A 23,347-nucleotide genomic window follows, 5' to 3' on the forward strand; every position below is an offset into this window, starting at 1 on the left:
CGATCCGCTCCCCTAGACCGTCTCCGTCACCTTGCCGTCCGCGACCTCCAGGCGGCGGGTCGTGTGGACCGCGTCGAGCATGCGGCGGTCGTGGGTGACCAGGAGCAGCGTGCCCTCGTAGGAGTCGAGGGCCGACTCCAGCTGTTCGATGGCGGGGAGGTCGAGGTGGTTGGTCGGCTCGTCGAGGACCAGGAGGTTCACGCCTCGGCCCTGGAGCAGGGCCAGTGCGGCGCGGGTGCGCTCGCCCGGGGAGAGCGTTACCGCGGAGCGCAGGACGTGGTCCGCCTTGAGGCCGAACTTGGCCAGGAGCGTGCGGACCTCGGCGGGCTCGGTGTCGGGCACCGCCGCGCAGAACGCCTCGAGCAGCGACTCCGAGCCGTGGAAGAGCTTGCGGGCCTGGTCGACCTCGCCGACCACGACGCCGGAGCCCAGCGTCGCGTGCCCGGCGTCCAGCGGGATACGGCCGAGCAGTGCGCCCAGCAGTGTCGACTTGCCCGCACCGTTGGCGCCGGTGACCGCGACCCGGTCCGCCCAGTCGATCTGCAGCGTCGCCGGACCGAAGGAGAAGTCGCCGCGCCGTACCTCGGCGTCCCGCAGGGTGGCGACGACCGCGCCCGAGCGCGGCGCCGCCGCGATCTCCATGCGCAGCTCCCACTCCTTGCGGGGCTCGTCCACCACGTCGAGGCGCTCGATCATGCGCTGGGTCTGCCGGGCCTTCGCGGCCTGCTTCTCGCTGGCCTCGCTGCGGAACTTGCGCCCGATCTTGTCGTTGTCGTTGTTCGCCTTGCGCCGGGCGTTCTTGACGCCCTTGTCCATCCAGGAGCGCTGCATCTGGGCGCGGCCCTCGAGGGCGGAGCGCTTGTCGGCGTACTCCTCGAAGTCCTCGCGGGCATGCCGGCGGGCCACGTCCCGCTCCTCCAGGTAGGCCTCGTACCCTCCGCCGTACAGGGTGATCTCCTGCTGCGCCAGGTCGAGTTCGAGGACCTTGGTGACCGTGCGGGTGAGGAACTCGCGGTCGTGGCTGACGACGACCGTGCCCGCGCGCAGGCCGCTGACGAAGCGCTCCAGGCGTTCCAGGCCGTCCAGGTCCAGGTCGTTCGTCGGCTCGTCGAGCAGGAAGACGTCGTAGCGGGACAGCAGGAGGGAGGCGAGGCCCGCGCGGGCGGCCTGGCCACCGGAGAGGGCGGTCATCGGCTGGTCCAGGTCCACCGCCAGACCGAGGGAGTCGGCGACCTCCTCGGCTCGCTCGTCGAGGTCGGCGCCGCCGAGGTCGAGCCACCGCTCCAGGCTCGTCGCGTACGCGTCGTCGGCGCCCGGCGCCCCGTCGACGAGCCCCTGCGTGGCCTCGTCCATGACGCGCTGGGCCTCGGCCACGCCGGTACGGCGGGCCAGGAAGTCCCGTACCGTCTCGCCCTCCCGGCGCTCCGGCTCCTGCGGCAGATGCCCCACGGTCGCGCTCGGCGGGGAGAGCCGCAGCTCCCCCTCTTCCGGGGTGAGAAGCCCGGCGAGCAGGCGCAGCAGGGTGGACTTGCCCGCGCCGTTGGCACCGACGAGCCCGATCACGTCCCCGGGCGCGACGACGAGGTCGAGCCCGGAGAAGAGCGAGCGGTCGCCGTGTCCGGCGGCGAGGTTCTTGGCGACGAGAGTGGCAGTCATCAGGAGGCCGATCCTAACGGGCCGCCCGCCGCGGTCGCGCCCGGCTTTTTCCCGGACCCGCGTCTCCTCCGCTCAGCGCGCCATCGCCTCCACCAGCACACTCCCTGACGTGCGGGCGACCAGGAAGGACTCCCCCTTCACCGATTTGGGGTCCAGTGGGACACTGTGCCGGCCCGCCTCCAGGATCCCGTCGAAGACCTCGTGCGCGTGCGTGCGGTAGAGCCGGTCCAGCCGGTAGGCGGTCACCCGGACCCGGCAGGTGGAGGTCACCTCTATGCCGGCCTCGCCGTCGGCGGCGACCAGGCGGGTGAGACGGCGCTGCTCCTGCGCTCTGCGGTCCAGGGCGTGCTCTATCTGCGCGACCAGCAGCGGAATGATCGGCGCGAGGCCGTCGACGTAGGCGACCTCGACACCCGCGCGCTCGAAGGACTGGCGTACGGCGGCACGTTCCTGCTCGCCGACCGCGCGGCCGAAGGCGACGGCGCCGTACGTCCGCAGCTCGTCGGCGGGCACTCCGGACGCGTCCTGGGTGATGTCGGCGCCGATGCCGATGGTGCGCAGCGCGGCGGCGAGCTTGGCGAGGACGGCGACACGTGCGCCGATCAGGAGGACGCGGCGCCGCGCCCCGGAGTCGGCGTCGAGCAGGGAGCCGAGCGCGCCGCGGTATTCGGCGCCGTGGAAGCGGAACGGCCCTATCCCGTGGTAGCCGTTGAGCTCCAGGTCGGCGTGCTCGTCGGTCTGCCAGGCGAAGTCGCGCCACACGTAGTCGTCGCCGTCCTTCTCGATGACGGCGGTGACGGCCCCGCATTCGAGGCTCTGGCATTCGGGGCAGCCGTAGATGACGTACCGTCCGCCGTCGAGCGGTGCCTCGGCCTCCAGGAGGAGGCTCTGCACCTGGGCGGTGAAGATGGCGGGTGGTACGTCGGAGGCGAGCGGGGACACCGCGTCGAGGTCGGAGAGCTGGAACAGCAGCGGGCGGCCGTCGACGATGAAGTCCACGAAATCCCGGTGCACTTGGTAGTCACCGTTGGCGAGGACTCCACCGGCCCGCATCGCCGGTGCCAGGCCGAAGGTCGCGTACTCGGCAGACATGTTGTGAGTATCCCCACGCGGGGAGTGATATGAGCACGGCATGACATATTCCGCTAACGTCCCGGCGTGGACAGAACGCGGAGCGGTGACGTGATCGTGGTCGGCGGCGGTGTCATGGGCCTGACGACGGCCGTCGTCCTGGCCGAGGACGGCAGGCGCGTACGGGTGTGGGCGCGGGACCCCATCGAGCGGACCACCTCGGCCGTTGCGGGTGGACTGTGGTGGCCGTACCGCATCGAGCCGGAGGCGCTCGCCGGCGCCTGGTCGCTGCGCTCGTTCGCCGTGTACGAGGAGTTGGCGGCGCGGCCCGACGAGACGGGCGTACGCATGGTCGAGGGCGTACAGGGCGAGACGCGGCTGGACGACCTGGGGCCGTGGGCGGCTCGGGTGCCGGGGCTGCGGGCGGCGACGGCGGACGAGTACGCCGGGACCGGGTTGTGGGCGCGGCTGCCGCTGATCGACATGCCGGTGTACCTGCGGTGGCTGCGGGAACGGCTGATCGCGGCGGGCGGGACGGTCGAGGAGCGGGTCGTGCGCGATCTCGGCGAGGCGGCGGCCGAGGCGCCGGTGGTGGTCAACTGCACGGGGCTGGGCGCCCGTGATCTCGTACCGGACCCGGCGGTGCGGCCGGTGCGCGGGCAGCTCGTCGTGGTGGAGAACCCGGGCATCGAAACCTGGCTGACGTCCGTCGACCACACCTCGGCGAAGAGCACCTACTTCATGCCGCAGCCCGGCGGACTGATCCTGGGCGGAACGGCCGACGAGGACGACTGGTCGCTCACGCCCGACCCGGGGGTGGCCGAGGAGATCGTCAAGCGGTGCGCGGCGGTGCGGCCCGAGATCGAGGGAGCCCGTGTGCTCGACCACCGGGTGGGACTGCGCCCGGCACGCACCGCGGTCCGCCTGGAACGTGAAGTGCTGCCCGGTGGGCGGGTGTTGGTGCACAACTACGGGCACGGTGGCGCGGGCGTCACGGTGGCGTGGGGCTGCGCGCACGAGGCGGCCGAGCTGGTGGGCCCGGCCGCCTCCTGAGAGCCTCAGCAGTCGGCGTCGGGCTCCCCGGCCGCGAGGTGGTACGGCGCGCGCCCGTCGAGGAGCAGCGGCACGAGGGCGCGCGACGACTGCCTCAGTGGTACGAGGACGCCGTCGCCGTCGCGTCTCATGTGCACGCCGTGCAGGGCGAGTTCGTCGCGTACGTCCGCGTACTGGTCCGCGGTGAGCCGGTAGCCGCAGGGCGGGTCCTGGATCACCTCGGAGGGTTCGGCGGGGTCGTTGTCGGCGCCGCCGAGGTAGACCGGGCCACGGTCCCGGTAGCCCGCGAGCCGGGCCGCCGAGGTCGTCGCCGCGAGTTGCCTGCCGTGCGCCCCTGTGAAGGTGAACAGGCCGCCGAGTGCGGCGAGTTGGGAGTGGACGCGGCGCCGGTGGTTCAGTGCGGGGTCCGCCTTCTCGGCGTCCGTGAGGGCGTCGACGCGGCTCTCGATGAGCAGCCCTGCGGCGTGCTTGATGCCGGACATGTTGCGCAGGATGCGCTCCTGCCCGTCCCCGGCGGTCTGCTTGATGGGGTCGCCGGTGACGGGGTCGGTCCAGATGCCGTACGTGCCGGTCGAGTACCCGGCGTCGTGGGCGGCGGGCCGCACATAGTCCTGCGACAGGGTCTCCGCTTCGTCGTGCACGGCCTGGTCGGTGTTGAGGTTGCGGGGCCAGAGGTCGAAGAGGTCCTTGTCGTAGTACGGGGGTGTGGCGCCGTACTCGTGCAGGTCGTAGACGACGTCGGGCTTGCGGTCGCGCAGGACGGTGGCCATGGCGCGGGCCTCGGCCGTCCTCAGCGCGAGGTGGTCGCGGTTGATGTCCACGCCGTCGCTGTTCTCGCGGGTGTCGGCGGCCCGGCCGTCGGGGTTGGCGGTGGGCACGACGAGCAGAGTGGTGCCCGCGAGGAGCTTCCGGGTCCGTTCGTCCTTGCCGAAGGCCAGGTCGCGGATGGTGGTGAGGCAGGCCTCGCGGCCGGACGGCTCGTCGCCGTGCTGGCTGCACACGAGGAGCACGGTGGTCCTCGTGCGGTGGCCTGCGTTGATGCGGGCGAGTCGGAGCGGGCGGCCCTGCTCGGTGGTGCCGATGCGGGACACCGAGACCCGGTCGCTCGCCCGGTCGACGGCGGCGAGGAAGTCCTGCTCCTCGGCCTGGCTGGTCCACCGCGCGCCGTCGCTCTGCTCGAATCCGGTACGCGGCGGGGTCTGTGTCGCGTACGCGGGCGCCGTCAGCAGGGGCGCGGCCAGGGCCGTGGCGGTGACCGCCACGGCCAGGGCGCGGATGCGTCGGGGCATCAGAGGCGGTCCCCCGGGACGCGGTGGACGGTGCGCGGCTCGCCGACGCCGTCGAGGACGGTGGTGCTCGGCGCGGCGGTGGCCCCGTCGGTCGCCTTCTCGAAGGCCTTGCTGCCGCCTACCAGCGGGACGCGGGCCGAGGTGCGGGAGAGGTCGAGCGTGAGGGTGGGCTTGGTGGACGGCGGGTCGATGAGGTCCTTGTCGGTGCCCGCGACGATCAGTGCCAGCCGGTGGCCCTTCGGGACGACATGGTCGCTGGCGGCCAGGTCGAGCGTGATCGTGTACGGCTTGCCCGGGGTGAGCGGGACGCCCTTCCAGTCGGAGGCGTAGTTGCCGAGGTCGGCCCAGCCGCGGCTGAAGACGGTGTAGTCGACGGCGGTGGTGTTCGCCTTTGTCACCTTGAAGCAGGAGCTGTCGCCGGTGGTGCTCGGGCCCCAGCAGGTGCGGTCGGTGAGCGTGGTGATGCCCTCGCCGGCGGCGTTGTAGTCACGGATGGTGTCGGGGCCGAGGTCGACGAGGACCGCGGAGAGGTGGGCGGTCGCGGTGGTGGGCGTCGCGGTGACGGTCACCTTGGAGGAGCCGGACAGCCGGAGGTCGTGGGCGAGCGGTCCGGTGGTGAACCCCGCCTTGTCCGGGGTGGGTTGGTCGATGTGCGCGGCCCAGTCGGTCTCGCTCAGCTGCGGATCGTCGGTGAAGGTCTCGGTTCCGGAGCCGGTGGTCAGGCCGAGGGTGCCGACGCCCGCCCGGGTGCCCTGGCCGGGGCGGAGCTTCACGGTGTCCGTGCTGCTCGGCGGCCAGACGCGGGAGGTGACCCACTGGTCGGGGTGGCGCTCGATGTCGGCCATGGGCGCTTTGTCGATGCCGTTGTCGTAGCCGAGGAGTTCGTGGTCGAACCAGCGGTGCAGGGTGTCGACCCAGGCTCCGCGGCGGTAGTCGAAGGGGTCGACGTGGCCGGTCTGGGAGAGCCAGATCTTGCGCTCGACGCCGTTCTTGGCGAGGGCGTTCCACCACTGGCCGAGGTGCTTGGTGCGGACGTTGAGGTCCTGCATGCCGTGGACCGCGAAGACGCTGGCCTTCACCTTGCCCGCGTCCTTGACGTAGTCGCGCTCGGTCCAGAACCGTGTCCAGTCGCCGGTGCGCGGGGCCCCGTCGACGATCTTCTGCTGGACGGCGGCGCACTTGGCCTGGGCGTCCGGGCTGTCGACGTAGTTCGAGAGCCAGTCGGGGCCGGAGTCGTAGAGCGGGGCGCCCTTGGCGAAGTAGTAGTCGTACCAGGAGGAGATGCCGCTGATCGGGACGATCGTCTTGAGGCCCTCGACGCCGGTGGCGGCCACGCCGTTGGCGATCGTGCCGTCCCAGCTCTTGCCGATCATGCCCGTCCTGCCGTTGGTCCAGCTCGCCTTGGCGGTCGCGCTGCCCGTGCGGGAGGTGTAGGCCTTGGCGCGGCCGTTCAGCCAGTCGACGACGGCCTTCGCGGACTGGATGTCGGAGCGGCCGCCGACGTCCACGCAGCCGTCGGAGCGGTTGGTGCCGGCCAGATCGACGCCGACGAAGGCGTAGCCGCGCGGCACGAAGTAGTTGTCGTAGAACAGCGGCATCTGGACGACGTTGCCGTTCGCGTCGTACGTCTTCAGCTGGCTCTCGTTGCCGCGGCCGCAGCAGGAGTAGTAGGGGCTGGCATCCATGATCACGGGTATCTTGCGGCCCTGCTGGGCGGGTTCGCGGGGGCGGACGATGTCGACGGCGACGCGGTCCTTCTTCCCGTCGCTGTCGCCGTCGAGTCCGGTGTCCACCCAGACGGCCTCGCGGATGGCGTGCTCGTAGGAGTAGACCGGCGTGCTCTCCCGGGGCGCGGCGCCTGCGGCGGCCGGGGTCAGGAAGGTGGCCATCAGGGCGGCGGTGGCGGCCGTCGCGAGCGATCTCCAGGTCGTGAAGCGCATGCGGCGCGCAGGTATCGGCATGCGCGGACGGTACTCCGGTCAACTCCTGTGCAAAAGGGGGCACATGAAGTCCGGGCGAGAAAGATCCATGAGACGGAATCACTCATGTCGGCCGAATGGCGATCGTGTGACAGGTGCGGCCATGGACACGACCGGGGCCACAGGGACTGAATAGGCTGCGAACAGACTTCGTGCCCCAACGACTTGGAGATTCCGTGCACCGCAGACTCATCGCCCCGGGCGCACTCGCGGCCTCCCTGCTGCTGGCGATCCCGGCATCGGCCGCGAGTTACTCCCCCGGGGCGCCGGGCATCGGCGACCCCTACTACCCGGCCTACGGCAACGGCGGATACGACGTCTCGCACTACGACCTGCGGCTGAAGTACCAGCCGCGGACGGACGAGCTGGAGGGCACGGCCACCCTCCTGGCCACGACCACGCAGGACCTGTCCCGCTTCGATCTGGACTTCCTGCTCGATGTCAGCGAAGTGCGGGTCAACGGCGCGAAGGCGTCGTTCACGGCCTCGGGCGAGCACGAGCTGGAGATCACCCCGGCGTCGCCGCTGGCCAAGGGCACGCCGATCACGGTCGTCGTCCGCTACAGCGGGGTGCCGTCGACAAAGAGCGCGTACGGCTTCAACACCTGGCACCGCACTCCGGACGGGGCCATCGCGGCGGACGAGCCCGAGGCGGCGTGGTGGTGGTACCCGAGCAACGACCACCCCAGCGACAAGGCCACCTACGACGTCTCGATCGCCGTACCGGACGGCACCCAGGCGATCTCCAACGGCCTTCTCCAGTCGACGAGTTCGAAGCTCGGCTGGACCCGCTACAACTGGCGCTCCAACAAGCCGCAGGCCACGTATCTGACCACGCTCGCGGTCGGAAAGTTCGACATCACCACCGGGAAGTCCGACAGCGGCATCCCCGTCATCAACGCCTACAGCAAGGACCTCGGCGACAACGACGGGGCGGCGCGGGCGAGCGTCGAGCGCACCGGGGAGCTGGTCGACTGGCTGAGCGGGTACTTCGGCCCGTACCCCTTCAACTCGGTGGGCGGGTACGTCCCGAACACGACCACCGGGTACGCGCTGGAGACCCAGACCCGCGTGTACTACAGCCCGAAGCAGTTCGCGAACGGCTCCAACACCTCTGTGGTCGTGCACGAGTTGGCGCACCAGTGGTACGGCGACGACGTGTCGCTGAAGGGCTGGAAGGACATCTGGATCAACGAGGGCTTCGCGCGCTACGCCCAGTGGCTGTGGTCGGAGCACGAGGACGAGGGCACGACGCAGGAACTGGCGGACTACGTGTACGCCTCGCACCCGGCCGACGACGCGTTCTGGACGGTGAAGCCCGGCGACCCGGGGCCGGACAACCAGTTCGACATCGCCGTGTACGACCGGGGCGCGCTCGCCGTCCAGGCGCTTCGGGGCGAGGTCGGCGACGACGCGTTCTTCGCCATCCTGAAGGGGTGGCCGCAGGAGCACGCGTACGGCAACGCGTCGGTCGGCGATTTCCAGGCGTATGCCGAGAAGGTGTCCGGCAAGCCGCTCGGCGCGCTCTTCGACACCTGGCTCTTCCAGCCGTCGAAGCCGGCGGCGCCCGCGGCGCAGGGGGCGTCCATCGCGCGCACGAAGTCGGTGCCCGCGCAGCCCCGGTCGTGGAAGAAGATCGCCGCGACGAACGACGCGCACGCGGCGCGGTAGTCGGCAGCGGGTGGTGACCGGGTGGCCCAGGGGCGTCGCGCTCCCTGGGCCACTCGGCGCATGGGTCAGGAGGTCGTCCTCCTGTTGTCGTGGCGGAGCCGGAGTTCCGCGCCGCGTCGACGGACGAGGTGCGGGGTGGCGAGTTCGTGGGCGATCAGCCGGGCGGCGAGTTCGCCGCCGTCGCGGTCGCCCCCGGCGACGAGGGCGCGCATCGAGTCGACGAGCTTTTCGGCGGTCGGCTGGTCCAACGCGTCCTCGTGCTGCAGGAGTTGGGCCACCTCCGGGTCGAGCGGTCGATGCTCCGCCGGCTCGTGGGCCTCGGGGTCCTCAAGGACTCGGCGCAGCGGCTCGGCGGCCTCGTCCGGGAGCAGCTCGGCGTAGGCGGACAGGTCGGCGTCGGCGGCCGTCAGCAGCAGGTGCTTGGCGATCAACGCGGCTTCCGGGAACGGGGTACGGACGGCCAGCGGTGCGAGCAGCCGTGGCGGCAGGCCGAACACGCACCCGGCGTGCAGCAGCACCTGGCGGACGCGCTCGGTGTGCGGGGAGTCGGGCAGTACGGCGGCGGTCCGCTCCAGGAATCGGGTGAGGACTGCGTCGGGACCGGCCGTGCCGAGCGCCTCACCCCGGCGGAAGTACCGCGCCATGTACCCCTTCCACCAGGCGAGTTGCACCTCGTACAGGCTGGCCACGGCCTCTTCGTACGCCCGCTCGGCGAGCAGCCCCTCCTCGGTGAGAGCGCGCAGCGCGGGCACCAGGTCGCGGTAGATGAGCCGCATCCAGGTGTGCGGGGAGCGCTGGATGCCCCAGCAGTCCTCGTTCGCGTGGTCGCCGAGGAGTTCGGCGAGGCCGAGTTCACCGGCGACGAACTCGGAGCGGATGCCCGAGGCGCCGGCCTCGAAGCGGTAGAGGTGCTCGGAGGACAACGGTGGCAGCGGGACGGGGAGTTCGTGGTCGAGGAATCGTTCCAGCTCTGCGTAGCTGCGGTCCAGTCCCTCGTGGTCGAGGGTGAGCCGGGGGTGGAGGGGGTTGGCGAAGCGGGTCTTGATCTTGGCGATCTCCTCCGACAGGGCCTGGTAGAGGAAGATCTTGTCGAAGCGGTAGCTGAATGACAGGCCGATGTAGGGGAAGACCGTGCAGCTGCGGCACTCCGATCGGTGCCCGACCTCCTCGTCGCGGACCCGGACGAACTCCTCGTCCTGGACCAGCTCGGTGAGACTGCGGTCCCATTCCAGCGAGTTGTCGAAAGCGTGGTAGCAGGGCAGCACCAGGCGCCCGTCCGGGCCGATCGTGAGGATCCGCTTGTTCGCGAAGCAGTCGGTCGGGGCGGTGGGGTCGATGCCCTCCATGTACTTGCGGAAGTGCAGGTTGATCAGCGCGAACGGCTGGTAGACGAGAGCGCGCAGCTCGGCCGCCACGGCGCCGCCGGTCGCATCCGACTCGTCCAGCCGGTGGGCGCGTTCGGCCCCACCGCCGGTGACCGGTGTGCCGTTGTGCTCGATCAGCTTGAGTTTGCGGGCCGTCCGGTTGACGTCCCGGACGGTGTCCTGCTCGTCGAAGTACTCGAACATGCCGGAGAAGTAGATGGTGATCCGGTTCTCGTGCGCGAAGCGCAGCAGATCCGGCACCTCGTCCACGTTCTCCCGGGTGACCACGCAGATGAGCTTGAGGTTGCCGGATCCGGTAGCGGCGATACGGCGGATGACGTCCAGGGCCCGGTCCAGCGTGGGGACTCCGCGGATCTCCCGGTAGCGGTCGGGCCTGAGGGTGTCCAGGGACACGTTCATGGTGTCGACGTACGGCACGATCGCGTCGATGTGCTTGGCGAACCGGATGCCGTTGCTGGTGATCTCCACGGCCATGCCGAGGGACTTGGCGTACTGGACTATCCCGTCGATGTGCGGGTGCAGGACCGGTTCGCCGCCGGTGAAGTCCACGTAGCGCACACCGAGGGTGTACATCTCGTCCAGGATCTGGCGGGCCCGCTCCAGGGTGAGTTCCTCGTAGCCCTTGAACTTGTCGTCCTGCCAGACGTTGCAGTAGCCGCAGAGCGAATTGCAGCGGAAGGTGATGTAGAACCGGGCCGACCGCAGGAGGCCCTGTGCGGTCGCCGTCGTGCTGGTGGTGAGTGTGGTGCTCGCTGTCACTCTGTCCCTCTCCATCCGGATGGCATGGTGGACTGCAAGTTCTCTGATTTCAGGTTTTCTTGATGAATCGTCAGGAGACGTGGGGGTGAGGGATCAGGGCAGCGGGGTGCCACGTGCGGTGATCCACAGCTCGTACCACTCCTCGTGGGAGAGGCCGACGTCGCGCGCCACGGCGTCGCGGCAGGCACGGATCCGCTCGGGACGGCCGGTGCCGATGACGGGGACGATGCCGGCGGGGTGCCGCTGGAGCCACCACAGCAGGATCGTCTCCGGCGTCGTCCCCTTGCGCTCCGCGAGATCCTTGACCAGTTGCCCGGTCGGGGACGGTTCGGCCCCGGTGTAGCGGCCGCGGGCCAGCGGCCCCCACGCCTGCAGTTCGATGCCGTTCGTCGTGCAGTACTCGAGCGTCCCGTGCGGGAAGCCATGGGCAGCCGCGGCCGGGGTGTTGACCACGACAGCGGACTCGACCCAGTCGCGTGAACCCAGGCTCATCTCCAGCTGGTTGGCGACCAGCGGGAAATCCAGACCGTCTTGCAGGTGGGCGATCTGCGCCGCGCTCATGTTGGACACCCCGAACCGTCGCACCAGCCCCTGGCCGTGCAACGAGGTGAGGGCTTTGGCGATCTCCTCCGGGGCGGCCAGCGGGTCCGGACGGTGCAGCAGCAGCACGTCGATGACGTCCGTGCGCAGTCGGGTCAGGCTCTCCTCGACGCGCCGGGTGACGGTCGACGCCCGCAGGTCGTACAGGCCGATCCGGTCGCCGTCCGGGAGCCGGATGCCGCACTTGGTCTGCAGGACGATCCGCTCCCGCAGCTCCGGTGCCCTGGCCAGCACCTCGCCGAAGACCGCCTCGGACTTGCCGTGCCGGTAGATGTCGCCGTGGTCGAAGGCCGTGATGCCGACGGCCAGCACGGCGTCGATCGCGGCCTCGGCGTGGTCGATGTCCGCGGCTGTGTACGGTGTGCGGTCCCAGTTTCCGCCGAGTGCCATGCAGCCGTACATCACGCGACCGCTGCCGGTGGCGAGATCTCGCCCCATGCCGCTCCCCCTCCTTCGGTTCTTCTGGATGCTCACTGCTTCTGGATGGCCGATCAGTCCCGCAACGCCTCCGCAAGGAGTTCGGCGGCGGCGAGGACCGGCAGCTGGGTGTTCGCCGCCGGAACGGTGGGCAGCACGGAGGCGTCGACGACCCGCAGGTTCGCCACCCCCCGTACCCGGGCCTCCCCGTCGACGACGGCGAGGGGGTCGTCGTCCGGCCCCATGGCGCAGGTGCCCACGGGATGCCAGTACGTGCCCAGGCGGGAGCGGAGTTCCTCGTCCGACAGCTCGTGCGCGGCACGCCCCGGCCCATGAGCGGCCAGCGACTTCAGCGCGGCCGACGAAGCGAGCCGTTCGACGATCTCCAGACCTGACCGCAGTACGGCGATGTCGCGGCCGCCCGGGTCGGACAGGAACCCGGGGTCGATCTCCGGCGCCTCGGCGGGGTCGGCGGAACGCAGCCGGACCCGGCCGCGCGAGGCGGGTTTCATGAGGAAGGCGGAGATGCCCGCCTCGTACTCCCCCGGCGGCAGCGAGCCGAACAGCGGATCTCCCGCCGAGGGCAGGATGTGCAGGTCCCAGGAGCCTTCGGGGCACAGCTCGCTGGCGGCCCTGATCAGCATCCGGCTGACGTAGAGCTCGCCCGACGCCTCCTGGGCGGCCAGCGCCGCGTTCAGTTCCGCCGTCGGCGCGAGGGGGACGAAGACGCCCGGCTGGTCGGTGAGGTTCGCGCCGACGCCGGGCAGGTCGACCTCGGGCCGGATGCCGGTCTTCTGGAGCTGGTCCGCCGGTCCGATGCCGCTGCGCAGGAGCAGGGCGGGTGAGCCGAAGGCGCCGCAGGCCACCAGGTAGGTGTCGGCGGTGAGAACCTCGCGCCGTGCGTCGACCTGGACGTCGACGCTCTGGACACGCCCGGCACGGACCGTCAGCCGGTCGACCGAAGTACCGCTGAGAATCGTCAGGTTGGGGCGCGAACGCGCTGCGTCGAGGTAGGCGAAGGCGGCGTTCCAGCGGACGCCGTCGAGGGCGTTGATCAGCGGGGTGCCGTATCCGGGTGCGCCCGGGGCGGCCATGTCCGCTTCCTCGTAACCGAGTTCCCGTGCCGCTGTCAGGGCAGCTCGGCTCCAGGGCGAGAACTCGCGCTCCGGCACCGTGCGCAGCCGCATCTGTTCGACCGCCCTCAGCCGGTGGCGCTCCATGGCCGCGGCCGACCAGCGCGGCCCGCCCGCGCGCACCCATTCCTCGTGGTCGGCCTCCGAACCCCAGGTGTTCCAGCAGCCGTTGATACAGGAGGAACCGCCGAGGACGCGGGCGCGGATGCGGTGCATGGGGGCGTGACGCTCCCACACGTCGTCGCGCGGCAGGGCATGGGCGTCGCGCACCTTCGCGGGCCACTCCTGCCACCGCGCCCCGTAGTCGGGCCCGGCCTCCACCAGGCACACGGACCGTCCGGGGTCCTCGCTCAGGCGGGCGGCCAGTACACAGCCGGCCACGCCGCCGCCGAGGACGACGACGTCGTAACCGGCCGCTTGGGCGGGGGACTTCACCCGGCCTCCTTGGCCGCCGCGATGGACGCAGGTTCCGCGGAGTCCAACTCGGCCACCCGGGCGAGGAGTTCGGTGCGGCTGATGGCGTCGGCCCGTGTCGACGGCACCGTGCAGGCATGGGCGCCGGCTACTGCGCCGTACAGGGCGCACCGGTGCGGCGGCTCGCCGTTCAGTCGGCCGAAGAGGAAGCCGGCGGCGAAGGCGTCCCCGGCGCCGTTGGAGTCCACCACCGGCGCGTGCGGCACGACAGCCGGAATGTGGGTCACCTCGTCGTCCACGAGCAGATACGCGCCGTCGGCTCCCGCCGTGGCGACGACCACCTCGGCGCGCCCCCGCTCGGTAATCCGGCGCATGGTGCGCTCCGGGTCGGCCAGGGCGGTGGTGGACACGAAGACGAGGTCCGCCTCGTAGGCGAACGCCTCGTGGTACGGGTTGCTGCCGTCCCAGTTGTGCAGGTCGGTCGAGACGGTGACCCCGGCCGCGCGCAGGATGGGCAGGGCGAAGGCGCACGGGTAGGTGATGGAGACGTGGGCGTGGCGGGTCGCCTCCGCCAGGGCCCGGACCGTGGCCTCGGGCAGCCGGTCCGTCTCCTGGAAGCGACTGTCGTCGTACAGGGACAGCCGCCGTCCCTCGGGGTCGACGAGGTTGACCGCGCGCTTGGTGCCGCCGGGCAGCGGGATGTCGGTGAGGGGGATGCCCCGGGCGCGGTGCAGTTCCCGGATCAGATCGCCCTCGTGGTCGTCGCCGATCATGTCGAGGTGATGGGTGCGCAGACCGAGCTCGCTCACGCCGAGCGCGACGAAGTCTCCCGTCTGCCCCGCCCGCATCTCGATCCCGGGCCGGATCATGTAGCTGTCGGCGTACGGAAGGGGCAGCTCGGGGACGTACACGATGGTGTCGACGCCCGCGCCTCCCAGGACGAGGACATCGGTCTCGGTACTCATGGGTGTTCCTCCCGGGCTCAAGGGGTCGGCCTCACCGCGGGGCCCCCGTTGCCTGATGGGTGACGGCTCTCGCGGCTACGACGGCTGCTGCGGCTCATGGGCGGGTGATTGCTGCTCGTCGCGGATGACTGCGGCTCATCCGGATCGTCGTCAACTTCGCCTGTCGGAAGGTGAGTCAAGCAGGCCACTCCCATGGTGGCAAGGTCTTGCAGAATCTTCCTGCAAGACCTTGCGAACGCTTGATCGGGAGGACAACTCGCGGTAGACCTCGGCGACGGCCCGGGGCCCCGGATGGGTGCCAAGGTCCTCCAGCGTGACCGTCCGGCCGGCCGGGTCGGCCACCGGCAGCTGCCAGTTGGGGTATTCGTCGGCCGTACCGGGGAGGTTCTGCGGGCGCAGGTCCCCCACGGTGTCGGGAAGCCAGACGCCGAGCAGTTTCGCCGGGGTGCGGGCGAGGAAGCGGTGCAGCGCCAAGGTGTCGTGGGTCGGCGCCGCAAGGGGTTCTCCCCGGCCCTCGGGGTCCGGACCGAGCACCCCGACCCGGCTCAACTCGGCCTTCCAGCCCGCGACTTCGGCCGCGGCCGAGGTCACGGCGTCCCCCAACGGCTCGGCCAGCAGACCCAACCGGTCGTGCAGGCGGACGTGCGCGCCATCCCACCAGGCCGCCGTACTGGGCAGATCGTGGGTGGTGAGGGTGGCCAGGCAGTCACCGCGCCACCCTTCCGGGGGCAGCGGGCCCGAGCGCTGCTCCGACCCGCCGAGGTACTCGAAACGGAGCACGGAGGTGCCGAGGATGCCGCGGTCCGCCAACTCCTCGCGGACGCCGGGCTCGACGGTGCCGAGGTCCTCGCCGATCACCATGCTGCCGGCCCGGTGCGCCTCCAGGGCGAGCACGCCGAGCAGCGCCTCGTGGTCGTAGCGCACGTATGCTCCCTCGCCGGGCGGGGCTCCCGCGGGCACCCACCAGAGGCGGAAGAGACCCGCGATGTGGTCGAGCCGCAGCGCCCCCGAGCGGCGCAGGGTGCCGCGCAGCACCTCCGCGAAGGGGGCGTACCCGGCCTCGGCGAGGGTGTCCGGGCGCCAGGGCGGCAACCCCCAGTCCTGTCCGTGCGGGTTGAAATCGTCGGGCGGGCAGCCGACCGTCACGTCCTCGGCGAGGAACCGCTGGAAACTCCAGGCGTCCGCGCCCTCCGGGTCGACGCCGACGGCGAGGTCGTGCATCAGGCCGATCGCCATGCCCGCGTCGGTCGCGGCGCGTTGCGCCCCGGCGAGCTGCTCGTCGGACAGCCAGGCGAGGCGGCGGTGGAACTCGATCCGGTCCGCCCGCTCGGCCCGTGCGGCGGCGATTCCGCTCCCCTCCGGGCTGCGCAGGGCGGCGGGCCAGGAACGCCAGTGGGAGCCGTGGACCTCGGCGAGCGCGCACCACAGCGCGTAGTCGGCGAGGCCCGGACCCTCGGCGTCGACGTATCGCTGATAGTCCGCCCGCCGTGCCGGGTTCAGCGGTACACGGTGCACCAACTCCAGGGCGCGCAGCTTGAGTTCTCGTACGGCCCTGCGGTCGATCAGCCCGCCCGCGAGGACGCCGTCGCGCAGTCCGCGGGCCTCGGCGGCCAGCCGTGCGGCGGTGTCCCGGTCGGCCGGGGTCAGCGCGGCGAACTCGGGGATCGCCTCGACTCGCAGGTTCATCGGGTCGGGGTGGCGGCGGCTGCTCGGCCGGTACGGCGACGGGTCGGTCAGTGGCCCGGGGACGTACGCGTGCAACGGGTTGAGCTGGAGGAAGTCGGCCCCGAGGCCACCGGCCCAGCCCGCCAGGTCGGCGAGGTCCCCGAGATCCCCCATCCCCCAGGAGCGGCCGGAGAGCACCGAGTAGAGCTGGACGAGGAAGCCCCAGCTCCGGTGCGCGGGACCGGCCAGCCGCTCGGGAGCGATCAGCAGCGGAACGTTCTCGGCGTGTGTGCCGCGTGCGGCGTGCAGGGTGTGACGGCCGACGGGGAAATCGGCCAGTTCCTTGCCGAGCGAGCCGACGCGGTGGGAGCGGCCGTCCTCGGTCTCGACCCACAGCTCGGCGCCGGACGGAGCAGCCAGGTGCGCGGGGGGACGTCCGGCGCGCAGCACCACGCTCGGCGGCAGCAGGCGCGTGGCGAGTCGCTGCCGACGCTCGGCCAGCGCGGCCCGGACGCCGCCGGGCGTGCCCGCGTCGACGCCGAGCGCGCCGAGCACCGCCCGCAGGGTCTCCGGCGAGGCCTCGATCCGGCGGCCGAGGTCGGTGGTGTAGTGCGTGGCGACACCGTGCAGGCGTGCCAGTTCCTGGAGTTCGCGGGTGGATGGCATCGGTGCGGCTCTCCGGTGGATGAGGGGCCCGGTCGGGTGGACGGGGCCAGGGGGAGGGGAGGGGGACGACCGGTGAGGCGGTGGCGGACGGTCAGGGGGGCGGACGTTCAGGGGGTGGCGGACGGGGCCGGAAAGAGGCGTTCGAGTACGGCCGCGACGCCGTCGTCCTCGTTGGTCGGGGCGATCTCGTCGGCGTGACGGCGCAGTTCGGGGTGGGCGTTGCCCATGGCGACGCCGTGGGCGGCCCAGGCGAGCATCGGGATGTCGTTGGGCATGTCGCCGAAGGCGAGGGTGTCGGCGGCGGTGAAGCCGAGCAGGCGGGCGGCAGCGGCGAGTCCGCCCGCCTTGCTGACGCCGGGCGGCAGCAGTTCGACCATGCCCTCGCCGGAGTGGGTCACGGCGAGCGCGTCCGCGCAGAGGCGGTGGGCCAGCGCGGCAAGACCGTCGTCGTCCAGGCGCCTGCTGCGGATCAGCACCTTCTCCACGGGCAGCGCCCACAGTTCGGTGTGGTCCTCGACGAGATGCCAGCCGTGCCGGACCCGTGCGCCGAAATCCCGGGTGACCCGGAACTGGCCGGACAGGCCGGCGGTGACGACGCCGAGTTCCAGCGGCCCCGACTGCTCGGCGATCCGCGCGACCAGCCCCCGTACGGTGGGCCGGTCGAGGGTCGTCGAGGAGATCAGCCGGTCGGCGCCGACGTCGTACAACTGCGCGCCCTGGCCGCAGACCGCGATGCCCTTGTAGCCGAGCGGCTCAAGGAGGCCCCGGCAGCCCGCCGCCGGGCGCCCGGTGACCACCAGATGCCGGGCGCCGCACAGCACGGCGCGGTCCAGGGCGGCCCGAGTACGGGCGGAGACACTGAGGTCGCCGCGCAGCAGCGTGCCGTCCAGGTCGGTGGCGACGACGGCGAAGGGCGGCGGGGGTGTGGTCATGGCCCAGCCTCCGCAGTCCGGTCCCGCACGACTGTGGGCGTCTCGCTGTGCAGGCCGAGCAGCGCGTACGCGGCCAGCGTCGCGGCGTCCGTGACCCGCCCGGCCCGGACGAGGGCGCGCCACTCCCCCGCGTCGGCCCAGCGCTGCCGCATGTCCGCCTCGGTGGCCTCGCGCTCCGGCTCACCCTGCGTCAACTCCTCGGCGAGGAAGACATGGCAGCCCTGGCTGGCGTAGCCGTAGGCGACGTGCAGTCGTCCCAGGTACGTCATCCGGTCGGCCCGCAGCCCGGTCTCCTCGCGGAGTTCGGCGCGGGCGAGGTCGAGCGGGGCCTCGCCGTGGTGGCCCTCGGGCCAGGAGCCCTGTGGGAACTCCCAGTAGCGGCCGCGCACCGGGTAGCGGTACTGCTCGACCAGGTGGAGCCTGCCCTCGTGCAGCGGGATCACCAGCGCGTAGTCGGGCTTGTCGACCACGCCGTACAGGCCGGGGCTGCCGTCGGGGCGCCGGATCTCGTCCTCGCGGACGGTCATCCACGGATTGCGGTAGACCTCGCGGGAGCGGACGGTGCGGATCACGGGGCGGCCTCCAGCAGGGTGCGTACGCCCTCGGTGACACCGCGGACCCGCAGGCCGCGCTCGGCGAGGAAGCCGTCCAGGCGGTGGCTGGTCAGGCAGGTGTTGGTGGGGCGGCTGGCGTACCGGCCGGCCGCCTTCGGTACCCGGACCACCCGGGAGCGTGGCACGCCGAGGCCGTCGGCGACGGCCTCGGCCCAGGCGGCGCGGGAGATCCGGTCGGGCCCTCCGAGGTGGAGCAGGTCCGGCGCCCCCGAGGGCAGCGCGGCGGCGGTCACGGCGGCGACGTCCTCGACCAGGACCGGGGTGGTCCACTGGTCGTCCGGCGCCTCCACGGCCCCGCCGAGGCGGAGTTGATGGGCGCAGGCGGAGAAGAAGTTGAGCCACTTGCCGGACTCCGGCGGTTCCCAGCCGTAGATCAGGCTGACCCGCAGCACGGTGCCGTCGGCGCTCTCGCGGACGATCCGTTCGGCGCGCAGTTTGGCTCGGCCATAGGCGTTGGCGGGGGCCGTGGCGGTGGACTCGTCGTTGGCCCCGCTTGCGCCGTCGAAGACGTTGTCGGTGGAGATGAGCACCGTACGGCAACCGGGCGCGGCGGCGGTGAGGTTGGCCGCCGCGGCGGTGTGCAGGGCGACGGCGCGCTCGGGGTGGGCCTCGCACCACGTCACGTCGGAGGGGCCGTGCACCAGGACGAGCCGGTCGGGCCGGACCTCGTCGACCACGCGGGCGCACGCCGTCGCGTCGGCCGCGTCCAGGGCGACCCAGGGGGCGGCTCCCTCGGCGGCGGGCGGGCGGCGCGAGGCCAGGACGGCGCTCTCACCGGCGGTGGTCAGCCGGGCGGCCAGGGCCCGGCCGACAAAGCCGCTGCCGACGATCAGGGTGCGGGTCATGACACCGTCACCGCCTGCCGGGGCGCCCGGCGGGCGGCGAGCAGCCGGCCGGCGCCGACGAGTCCGTGGTCGTCGTCCGGTGCGCCGAGGACCACCATGCGGCGGACCTCCTCCGTGTCGAGGCCGAAACAGCCCAGGCGTTCCAACTCCTCGGTGAGCAGCCGGACATAGAGCGGGCCGACGGCCTGCGCGAAGCCGCCCATCAGCACGAAGCGGCGTACGCCGATCGAGGTGAACACCGACGTGATGGCCGAGGCCAGGTGCCGCAGACCACCGCGCAGCACGGCGGTCGCGAAGGCGTCCTGGGCCCGTACGGCGGCGACGAGCATCCGGTTGTCCAGGTGCTCGGGGTCGGGCGCGCTTCGCGCGAGGGCGGAGCGGGCGTAGCGGGCCGGATCGGCGAGGGCGGCGCGGCGGGCCGCGGCCAGGGTGCCGCGGCCGGAGGCGATGCCGCCGAGGTGGCCGCGGCCCCCGCAGTCGCAGACGAGTGCCTGCGGGGAGGGGTCGCAGGTCCAGTGGCCGAGTTCGCCGCCGTGGCCCTCGGCGTCGAGAAGCACCTCGCCCGCGCGATAGACCTTGCTGCCGATGCCGGAGCTGACCGTGATCAGGCAGAACGGCCGCTCGTCCGGGGTGTTCACATACCGCCAGACGGCCGCCGTCAGGTCGTTGACGACGACCACCGGGATGCCGAGACGCTCCTCCAGCAGGAGGCGCAGTGGCAGGATTTCGCCGCGTTCGCCCCAGACGGTGGGTGCGGTCACGATGCGGCCGTCGGCGGTGACCGGGCCCGCGAAGGCGACGGCCAGGGCGGAGCTGCGGTGCCGCGCGACGGCCTCGGCGGCGAGGGCGCCGAGCTGTTCGCTCACTCTGGTCTGCAGTTCGGGCACGGGTGCGCCGGGGTGGCGGTCCATGCCGTCCGTGGGGGTTCGCCGGATGTCGGTGACGGCGCCTGTCGCCGCGTCGTAGCGGGCGATCCGCAGGGTGGTGCCGCCGAGATCGACGACGGTGAAGGCTGTTTCAGGCACTGGGCCCTCCTTGAGCGTACGAGGACTCCGGCTGCTGCACGAATCCGTCCTCCAGGACGATCGCCCCGTCGATCTCGGCGCCCGCGGGGACGCTCGCGCCGGGCAGCAGGACGCTGCGGCGCACGCGCGCTCCGGCACCGATCCGTACGCCGGGGAAGGCGACGCTCCGCTCGATCCGGCCTTCGTTGTGCAGATCGGCGGGGACGACGCTGTGTGTGATGCCGGGGGCGGCGGTGACCAGCCGACGGGGCACATCGGGCCTTACCGTGCGCGGAAGTTGAGGGAGCGTCAGGGACGGGTTGTCGTCCACCAGGGCCAGGTGCGCCCGGTGGTAACGGTCGACGGTCCCGATGTCCTCCCAGTGGCCGGGGACCTCGTGGCCGAGGATGCGCTCCCCGCCGGCCAGCATGGCGGGGATGACGTCCCGGCTGATGTCGTGCTGCCAGTCGGTGCCGTCCAGCTTCTCCAGGTAGCGGTGGAGGGTCGCCGCGTCGAAGACGCAGAACGCGGCGAAGACCAGGTCGCTGGTCGGCTCGGCGGGCTTCTCCACGAACCCGGTGAGCTGTCCTGCGGGGTCGAACTCGACCATGCCGAACAGGTGGACGTAGCGTCGCTCGATCCGCTGGTAGGCGAGGGTGAGCGCGGCGCCGGAGCGGCGGTGCCGCTCGATCAGCGGGCCGTAGTCGAAGCGGTAGACGTGGTCGGCGTGCAGCACCAGCACCTCGGAGGCGCCCACGCCGAAGACGTACGGGGCCTTGCGGATCAGGGCGTCGGCGGTGCCCCGTTCGGGCGGGCCGTCCGCACGTACCGGCCGGTGTCCGGCGCCCTCGCGGTATCCACGGTCGTACGGGCCGAAGTGCACCCGGAAGTCCCGCCGCCACCAGGTCTCGTGGAGGTCGTCCATCAACTGCCGTTCCTCGTACTGGGAGAGCAGCAGCACCTCGCCCAGGCCGGAGGCGGCGGCGTTGGCGAGCGAGAAGTCGATCAGCCGGCAGCTGCCGCCGAACGGCACCAGCGGCTTGAGTCTGCCGTGGCCGAGCCTGCCCATGCGGCGGCCCTCACCACCGGCCAGCAGTACGGCGCGCACTCCGTCAGCCATGACGCACCACGTCCCAGGCACAGCGGCCGGAGGCCAGGGTCAGCAGCAGGTGCAACTCCTCTTCCCCCGGCGGGAGTTCACCGGTGAACACGGCTCCGTCCCGTTCGAGGCGGCGTACGGTCACGTCGCGCCGTCCGGAGCCCTCCGGGGCGAGCCGGACGAGTTCCACGCGTTCGGCATGGGGCAGTCGGTACACGATCCGGTCCTCCTCGACCGTGCAGCGGCCGTCGAGTCGGGCGCGCAGGGCCGGGTCGCTGTCGGCGGTCTGTGCGCAGCGGGCGAAGTCGGCGCGGGCCCAGGCGGCTTCGAAGAGGGCGCGGGCGGCGGGTCCGTCCGGCTCGCGGCACCGCCGGTAGGTGGTGGCGTCGCCGAGCCGGGCAGCGGCCTCGGCGATCTGCTCGCGGTGGGTCGCGTACGCCTCGTCGGGCAGCAGGTCGAACCAGCCGTGCCGGAGCATCGCGTCGATGCCGAGCTCGGGCCGCCGCCCCTCCCAGAGCGCGGTGAAGGCGTCGAGATGCAGCCGTGCGGCCCGTTCCCAGGTGAACTGCCGTGCGTTGCTACGGGCGTTGGCGCGCAGTCGGCGGTACTGCTCGGGTTGTTCGCGCAGCAGGGCGGCGGCTTCGCGGATACGGCGGGCGAGGGCGTCGACCAGCAGGGGGTCGTCCTCCGTGAAGGAGCGGTTGACCGCGAATCCGGTGGCCTGCTCGGCGCCTGGGCCGCTCAGCGGGTCGGCGACGTGCCCGAAGTGCGCCATGCCGAGCTGGGCGGTGGCGATCGGCACGGCGCCCACGGCCATCGCCTCGCCCTGGGCGATCAGGAAGGTGTCCATCTCGAACTTGGACGGGAAGAGGCAGAAGTCCGCCGAGGCCGCGTACTCGACGATGCACTTCTCCTCGACGCGCTCCCACTCCAGGTGGACGCGTCCCTTGTGCCGGTCGACGACACCCTGGACGTACGGGTCGTCGATCCCGCCGTCGCTGATGCAGCGCAGCACGAAGTTGGCGGCGAGACCTTCGGTGAGGACCCGGTCGACGGCGCGGAAGAGTTCGGTCTGGCCCTTGTGGTTCACGGCGTAGCGGGCGTTGTGGAAGAAGGTCGGCAGTGCGGGGTCCAGACCGAGGCCGCTCAGTACGGTGGCCCGGTCGACGGCGGGCGGCTCGCCGGTGGTCCAGGTGTCGCCGACGGCGCAGCCGCCCACGAAGCTCTTGTGGGCGTTGCGGCGCACCGTGTCGTGGACGGGCAGCCGGGTGAAGAGCTGCTCGAACGGGGTGTCCGCGAAGTCGGTGTAGAACTCCAGATGGCCGGGCGAGAGGAAGTCGACCAGGTCGGCGTGTTCGGCCACCAGGTCGTAGACGCCGATGTGCTGGGGGCCGTACTCGTAGTGCAGGTGGGTGCGTTGCTGGTAGCCGCTCATCACCGCCTCGTGCGCGGTGAGCGGCGGGCCGGTGTGCTCGGGGGGCAGGGTGATCCCGGCGTCGAGGAAGTCCAGCAGCCGTTCGATCTTGGGGCGGTAGACCATCTTGGTGATCGGCATGTTGCTCTGCACGGTGGCGACCACCAGCTTGGCCGGGTCGTTCCGGAAGGCCGCGGGGAGCAGGTAGTGGTAGTACGGCTCATGGGCGTGCACCAGGGCCTTTTCGTCGCCGAAGCGGTGGCGGACGAAGCGGATGCTGTCGACCTGGGCGGCCAGCGGCTTGAAGAAGACCAGGTCCTCGCCCTTGCTGCCGTACGGCGGATAGAAGCGGTCCGGGAGTTCGTCGAGCAGTTCGTTGGAGAGGAAGTAGAGGTCGATGCCGTCCAGCCGCAGCCGGTGGGCGGTGGTGGTCAGCGGGATGCGGACCTCGGCCGGGAAGCGCTCGCCCCAGATCCGCGGGTCGAGGACGAGGGGCAGCTCGTAGGTGTCCTGGTAGTCGAGTGTCTCGACGTCGTAGGAGCGTCGCAGGTCGTCGAGCCGGCCGTGCGCGGGGGTGACGACGGAGACGCGATGCCCCTGCTCCACAAGGGACTTGGAGAGGTTCCACAGGTAGACGGAGATGCCGCCCTGGAGGAAGCGGTGGTCGAAGCCGCCGCATTCGAAGTAGGTCTCGATGATGTGCAAGGGGTGTCCGTC

At 71.8% G+C, this 23,347-nt stretch carries 17 protein-coding genes; 2 read left to right on the plus strand and 15 right to left on the minus strand.

Annotated elements, in window-relative coordinates; genetic code table 11:
- Positions 1-12: 12 nt before the first annotated feature.
- Positions 13-1,656 carry an ABC-F family ATP-binding cassette domain-containing protein gene (locus AB5J56_RS08165; protein WP_369231491.1) on the minus strand — a complete coding sequence of 548 codons (1,644 nt, stop codon included), beginning with the start codon at positions 1,654-1,656 and terminating at the stop codon, positions 13-15.
- Positions 1,657-1,728: 72 nt separating this feature from the next.
- Positions 1,729-2,748: an oxidoreductase gene (locus tag AB5J56_RS08170; protein ID WP_369231493.1), complete on the minus strand. Its 1,020-nt coding sequence runs from the start codon at positions 2,746-2,748 to the stop codon at positions 1,729-1,731.
- A 114-nt stretch (positions 2,749-2,862) separates the two neighbouring features.
- Here AB5J56_RS08170 and AB5J56_RS08175 point away from each other — a divergent pair, with 114 nt between their 5' ends.
- Complete coding sequence (locus tag AB5J56_RS08175; protein ID WP_369242439.1) at positions 2,863-3,780, plus strand: FAD-dependent oxidoreductase; 918 nt, start codon at positions 2,863-2,865, stop codon at positions 3,778-3,780.
- Between the two features lie 5 nt (positions 3,781-3,785).
- Here AB5J56_RS08175 and AB5J56_RS08180 read toward each other — a convergent pair whose 3' ends face one another.
- Together AB5J56_RS08180 and AB5J56_RS08185 are read right to left on the minus strand one after the other, a co-directional pair.
- The gene (locus AB5J56_RS08180) at positions 3,786-5,069 is read right to left on the minus strand and encodes a M14 family metallocarboxypeptidase (protein ID WP_369231495.1); all 1,284 of its coding nucleotides are present in this window, start codon (positions 5,067-5,069) and stop codon (positions 3,786-3,788) included.
- Entirely contained in the window at positions 5,069-7,030 is a 1,962-nt protein-coding gene (locus tag AB5J56_RS08185) for a Xaa-Pro dipeptidyl-peptidase (RefSeq protein WP_369231497.1), read from the minus strand. Before AB5J56_RS08185 ends, AB5J56_RS08180 begins: the two co-directional genes overlap by 1 nt.
- Positions 7,031-7,224: 194 nt before the next feature.
- On the opposite strand from AB5J56_RS08185, the gene AB5J56_RS08190 reads away from it, so the two are divergent.
- On the plus strand, positions 7,225-8,718 hold the full coding sequence (locus AB5J56_RS08190) for a M1 family metallopeptidase (RefSeq protein WP_369231499.1): 1,494 nt from the start codon (positions 7,225-7,227) through the stop codon (positions 8,716-8,718).
- 65 nt (positions 8,719-8,783) lie between these two features.
- Here the strand turns inward: AB5J56_RS08190 and AB5J56_RS08195 are convergent, their stop codons facing one another.
- The 11 genes from AB5J56_RS08195 to AB5J56_RS08245 form a co-directional block, all read right to left on the minus strand.
- Positions 8,784-10,862 carry a radical SAM protein gene (locus AB5J56_RS08195; protein WP_369231500.1) on the minus strand — a complete coding sequence of 693 codons (2,079 nt, stop codon included), beginning with the start codon at positions 10,860-10,862 and terminating at the stop codon, positions 8,784-8,786.
- A gap of 93 nt (positions 10,863-10,955) precedes the next feature.
- On the minus strand, positions 10,956-11,900 hold the full coding sequence (locus tag AB5J56_RS08200) for an aldo/keto reductase family oxidoreductase (RefSeq protein WP_369231502.1): 945 nt from the start codon (positions 11,898-11,900) through the stop codon (positions 10,956-10,958).
- 53 nt (positions 11,901-11,953) lie between these two features.
- Complete coding sequence (locus AB5J56_RS08205; protein WP_369231504.1) at positions 11,954-13,447, minus strand: GMC family oxidoreductase; 1,494 nt, start codon at positions 13,445-13,447, stop codon at positions 11,954-11,956.
- Positions 13,444-14,391, minus strand: a complete 948-nt coding sequence (locus AB5J56_RS08210) for an adenosine kinase (protein WP_369231506.1) — start codon at positions 14,389-14,391, stop codon at positions 13,444-13,446. Before AB5J56_RS08210 ends, AB5J56_RS08205 begins: the two co-directional genes overlap by 4 nt.
- 150 nt (positions 14,392-14,541) lie before the next feature.
- Positions 14,542-16,722: a 4-alpha-glucanotransferase gene (gene malQ / locus AB5J56_RS08215; RefSeq protein WP_369231508.1), complete on the minus strand. Its 2,181-nt coding sequence runs from the start codon at positions 16,720-16,722 to the stop codon at positions 14,542-14,544.
- Positions 16,723-16,829: 107 nt separating this feature from the next.
- The gene (locus tag AB5J56_RS08220; RefSeq protein WP_369231510.1) at positions 16,830-17,654 is read right to left on the minus strand and encodes an HAD family hydrolase; all 825 of its coding nucleotides are present in this window, start codon (positions 17,652-17,654) and stop codon (positions 16,830-16,832) included.
- Positions 17,651-18,226 (minus strand): NUDIX domain-containing protein, encoded by a 576-nt coding sequence (locus AB5J56_RS08225; RefSeq protein ID WP_369231512.1) that lies wholly within the window; start codon positions 18,224-18,226, stop codon positions 17,651-17,653. Before AB5J56_RS08225 ends, AB5J56_RS08220 begins: the two co-directional genes overlap by 4 nt.
- The gene (locus tag AB5J56_RS08230) at positions 18,223-19,113 is read right to left on the minus strand and encodes an NAD(P)-dependent oxidoreductase (RefSeq protein WP_369231514.1); all 891 of its coding nucleotides are present in this window, start codon (positions 19,111-19,113) and stop codon (positions 18,223-18,225) included. Before AB5J56_RS08230 ends, AB5J56_RS08225 begins: the two co-directional genes overlap by 4 nt.
- On the minus strand, positions 19,110-20,138 hold the full coding sequence (locus AB5J56_RS08235; protein WP_369231516.1) for an ROK family protein: 1,029 nt from the start codon (positions 20,136-20,138) through the stop codon (positions 19,110-19,112). Before AB5J56_RS08235 ends, AB5J56_RS08230 begins: the two co-directional genes overlap by 4 nt.
- Complete coding sequence (locus tag AB5J56_RS08240; protein WP_369231518.1) at positions 20,131-21,237, minus strand: sugar phosphate nucleotidyltransferase; 1,107 nt, start codon at positions 21,235-21,237, stop codon at positions 20,131-20,133. The genes AB5J56_RS08235 and AB5J56_RS08240 overlap by 8 nt, the downstream gene beginning before the upstream one ends.
- Positions 21,230-23,335, minus strand: coding sequence for a glycosyltransferase (locus tag AB5J56_RS08245; protein ID WP_369231520.1), 2,106 nt, complete (start codon positions 23,333-23,335; stop codon positions 21,230-21,232). The genes AB5J56_RS08240 and AB5J56_RS08245 overlap by 8 nt, the downstream gene beginning before the upstream one ends.
- Positions 23,336-23,347 lie beyond the last annotated feature (12 nt).

The sequence above is a fragment of the Streptomyces sp. R21 genome, from assembly GCF_041051975.1.
Lineage (GTDB): Bacteria > Actinomycetota > Actinomycetes > Streptomycetales > Streptomycetaceae > Streptomyces.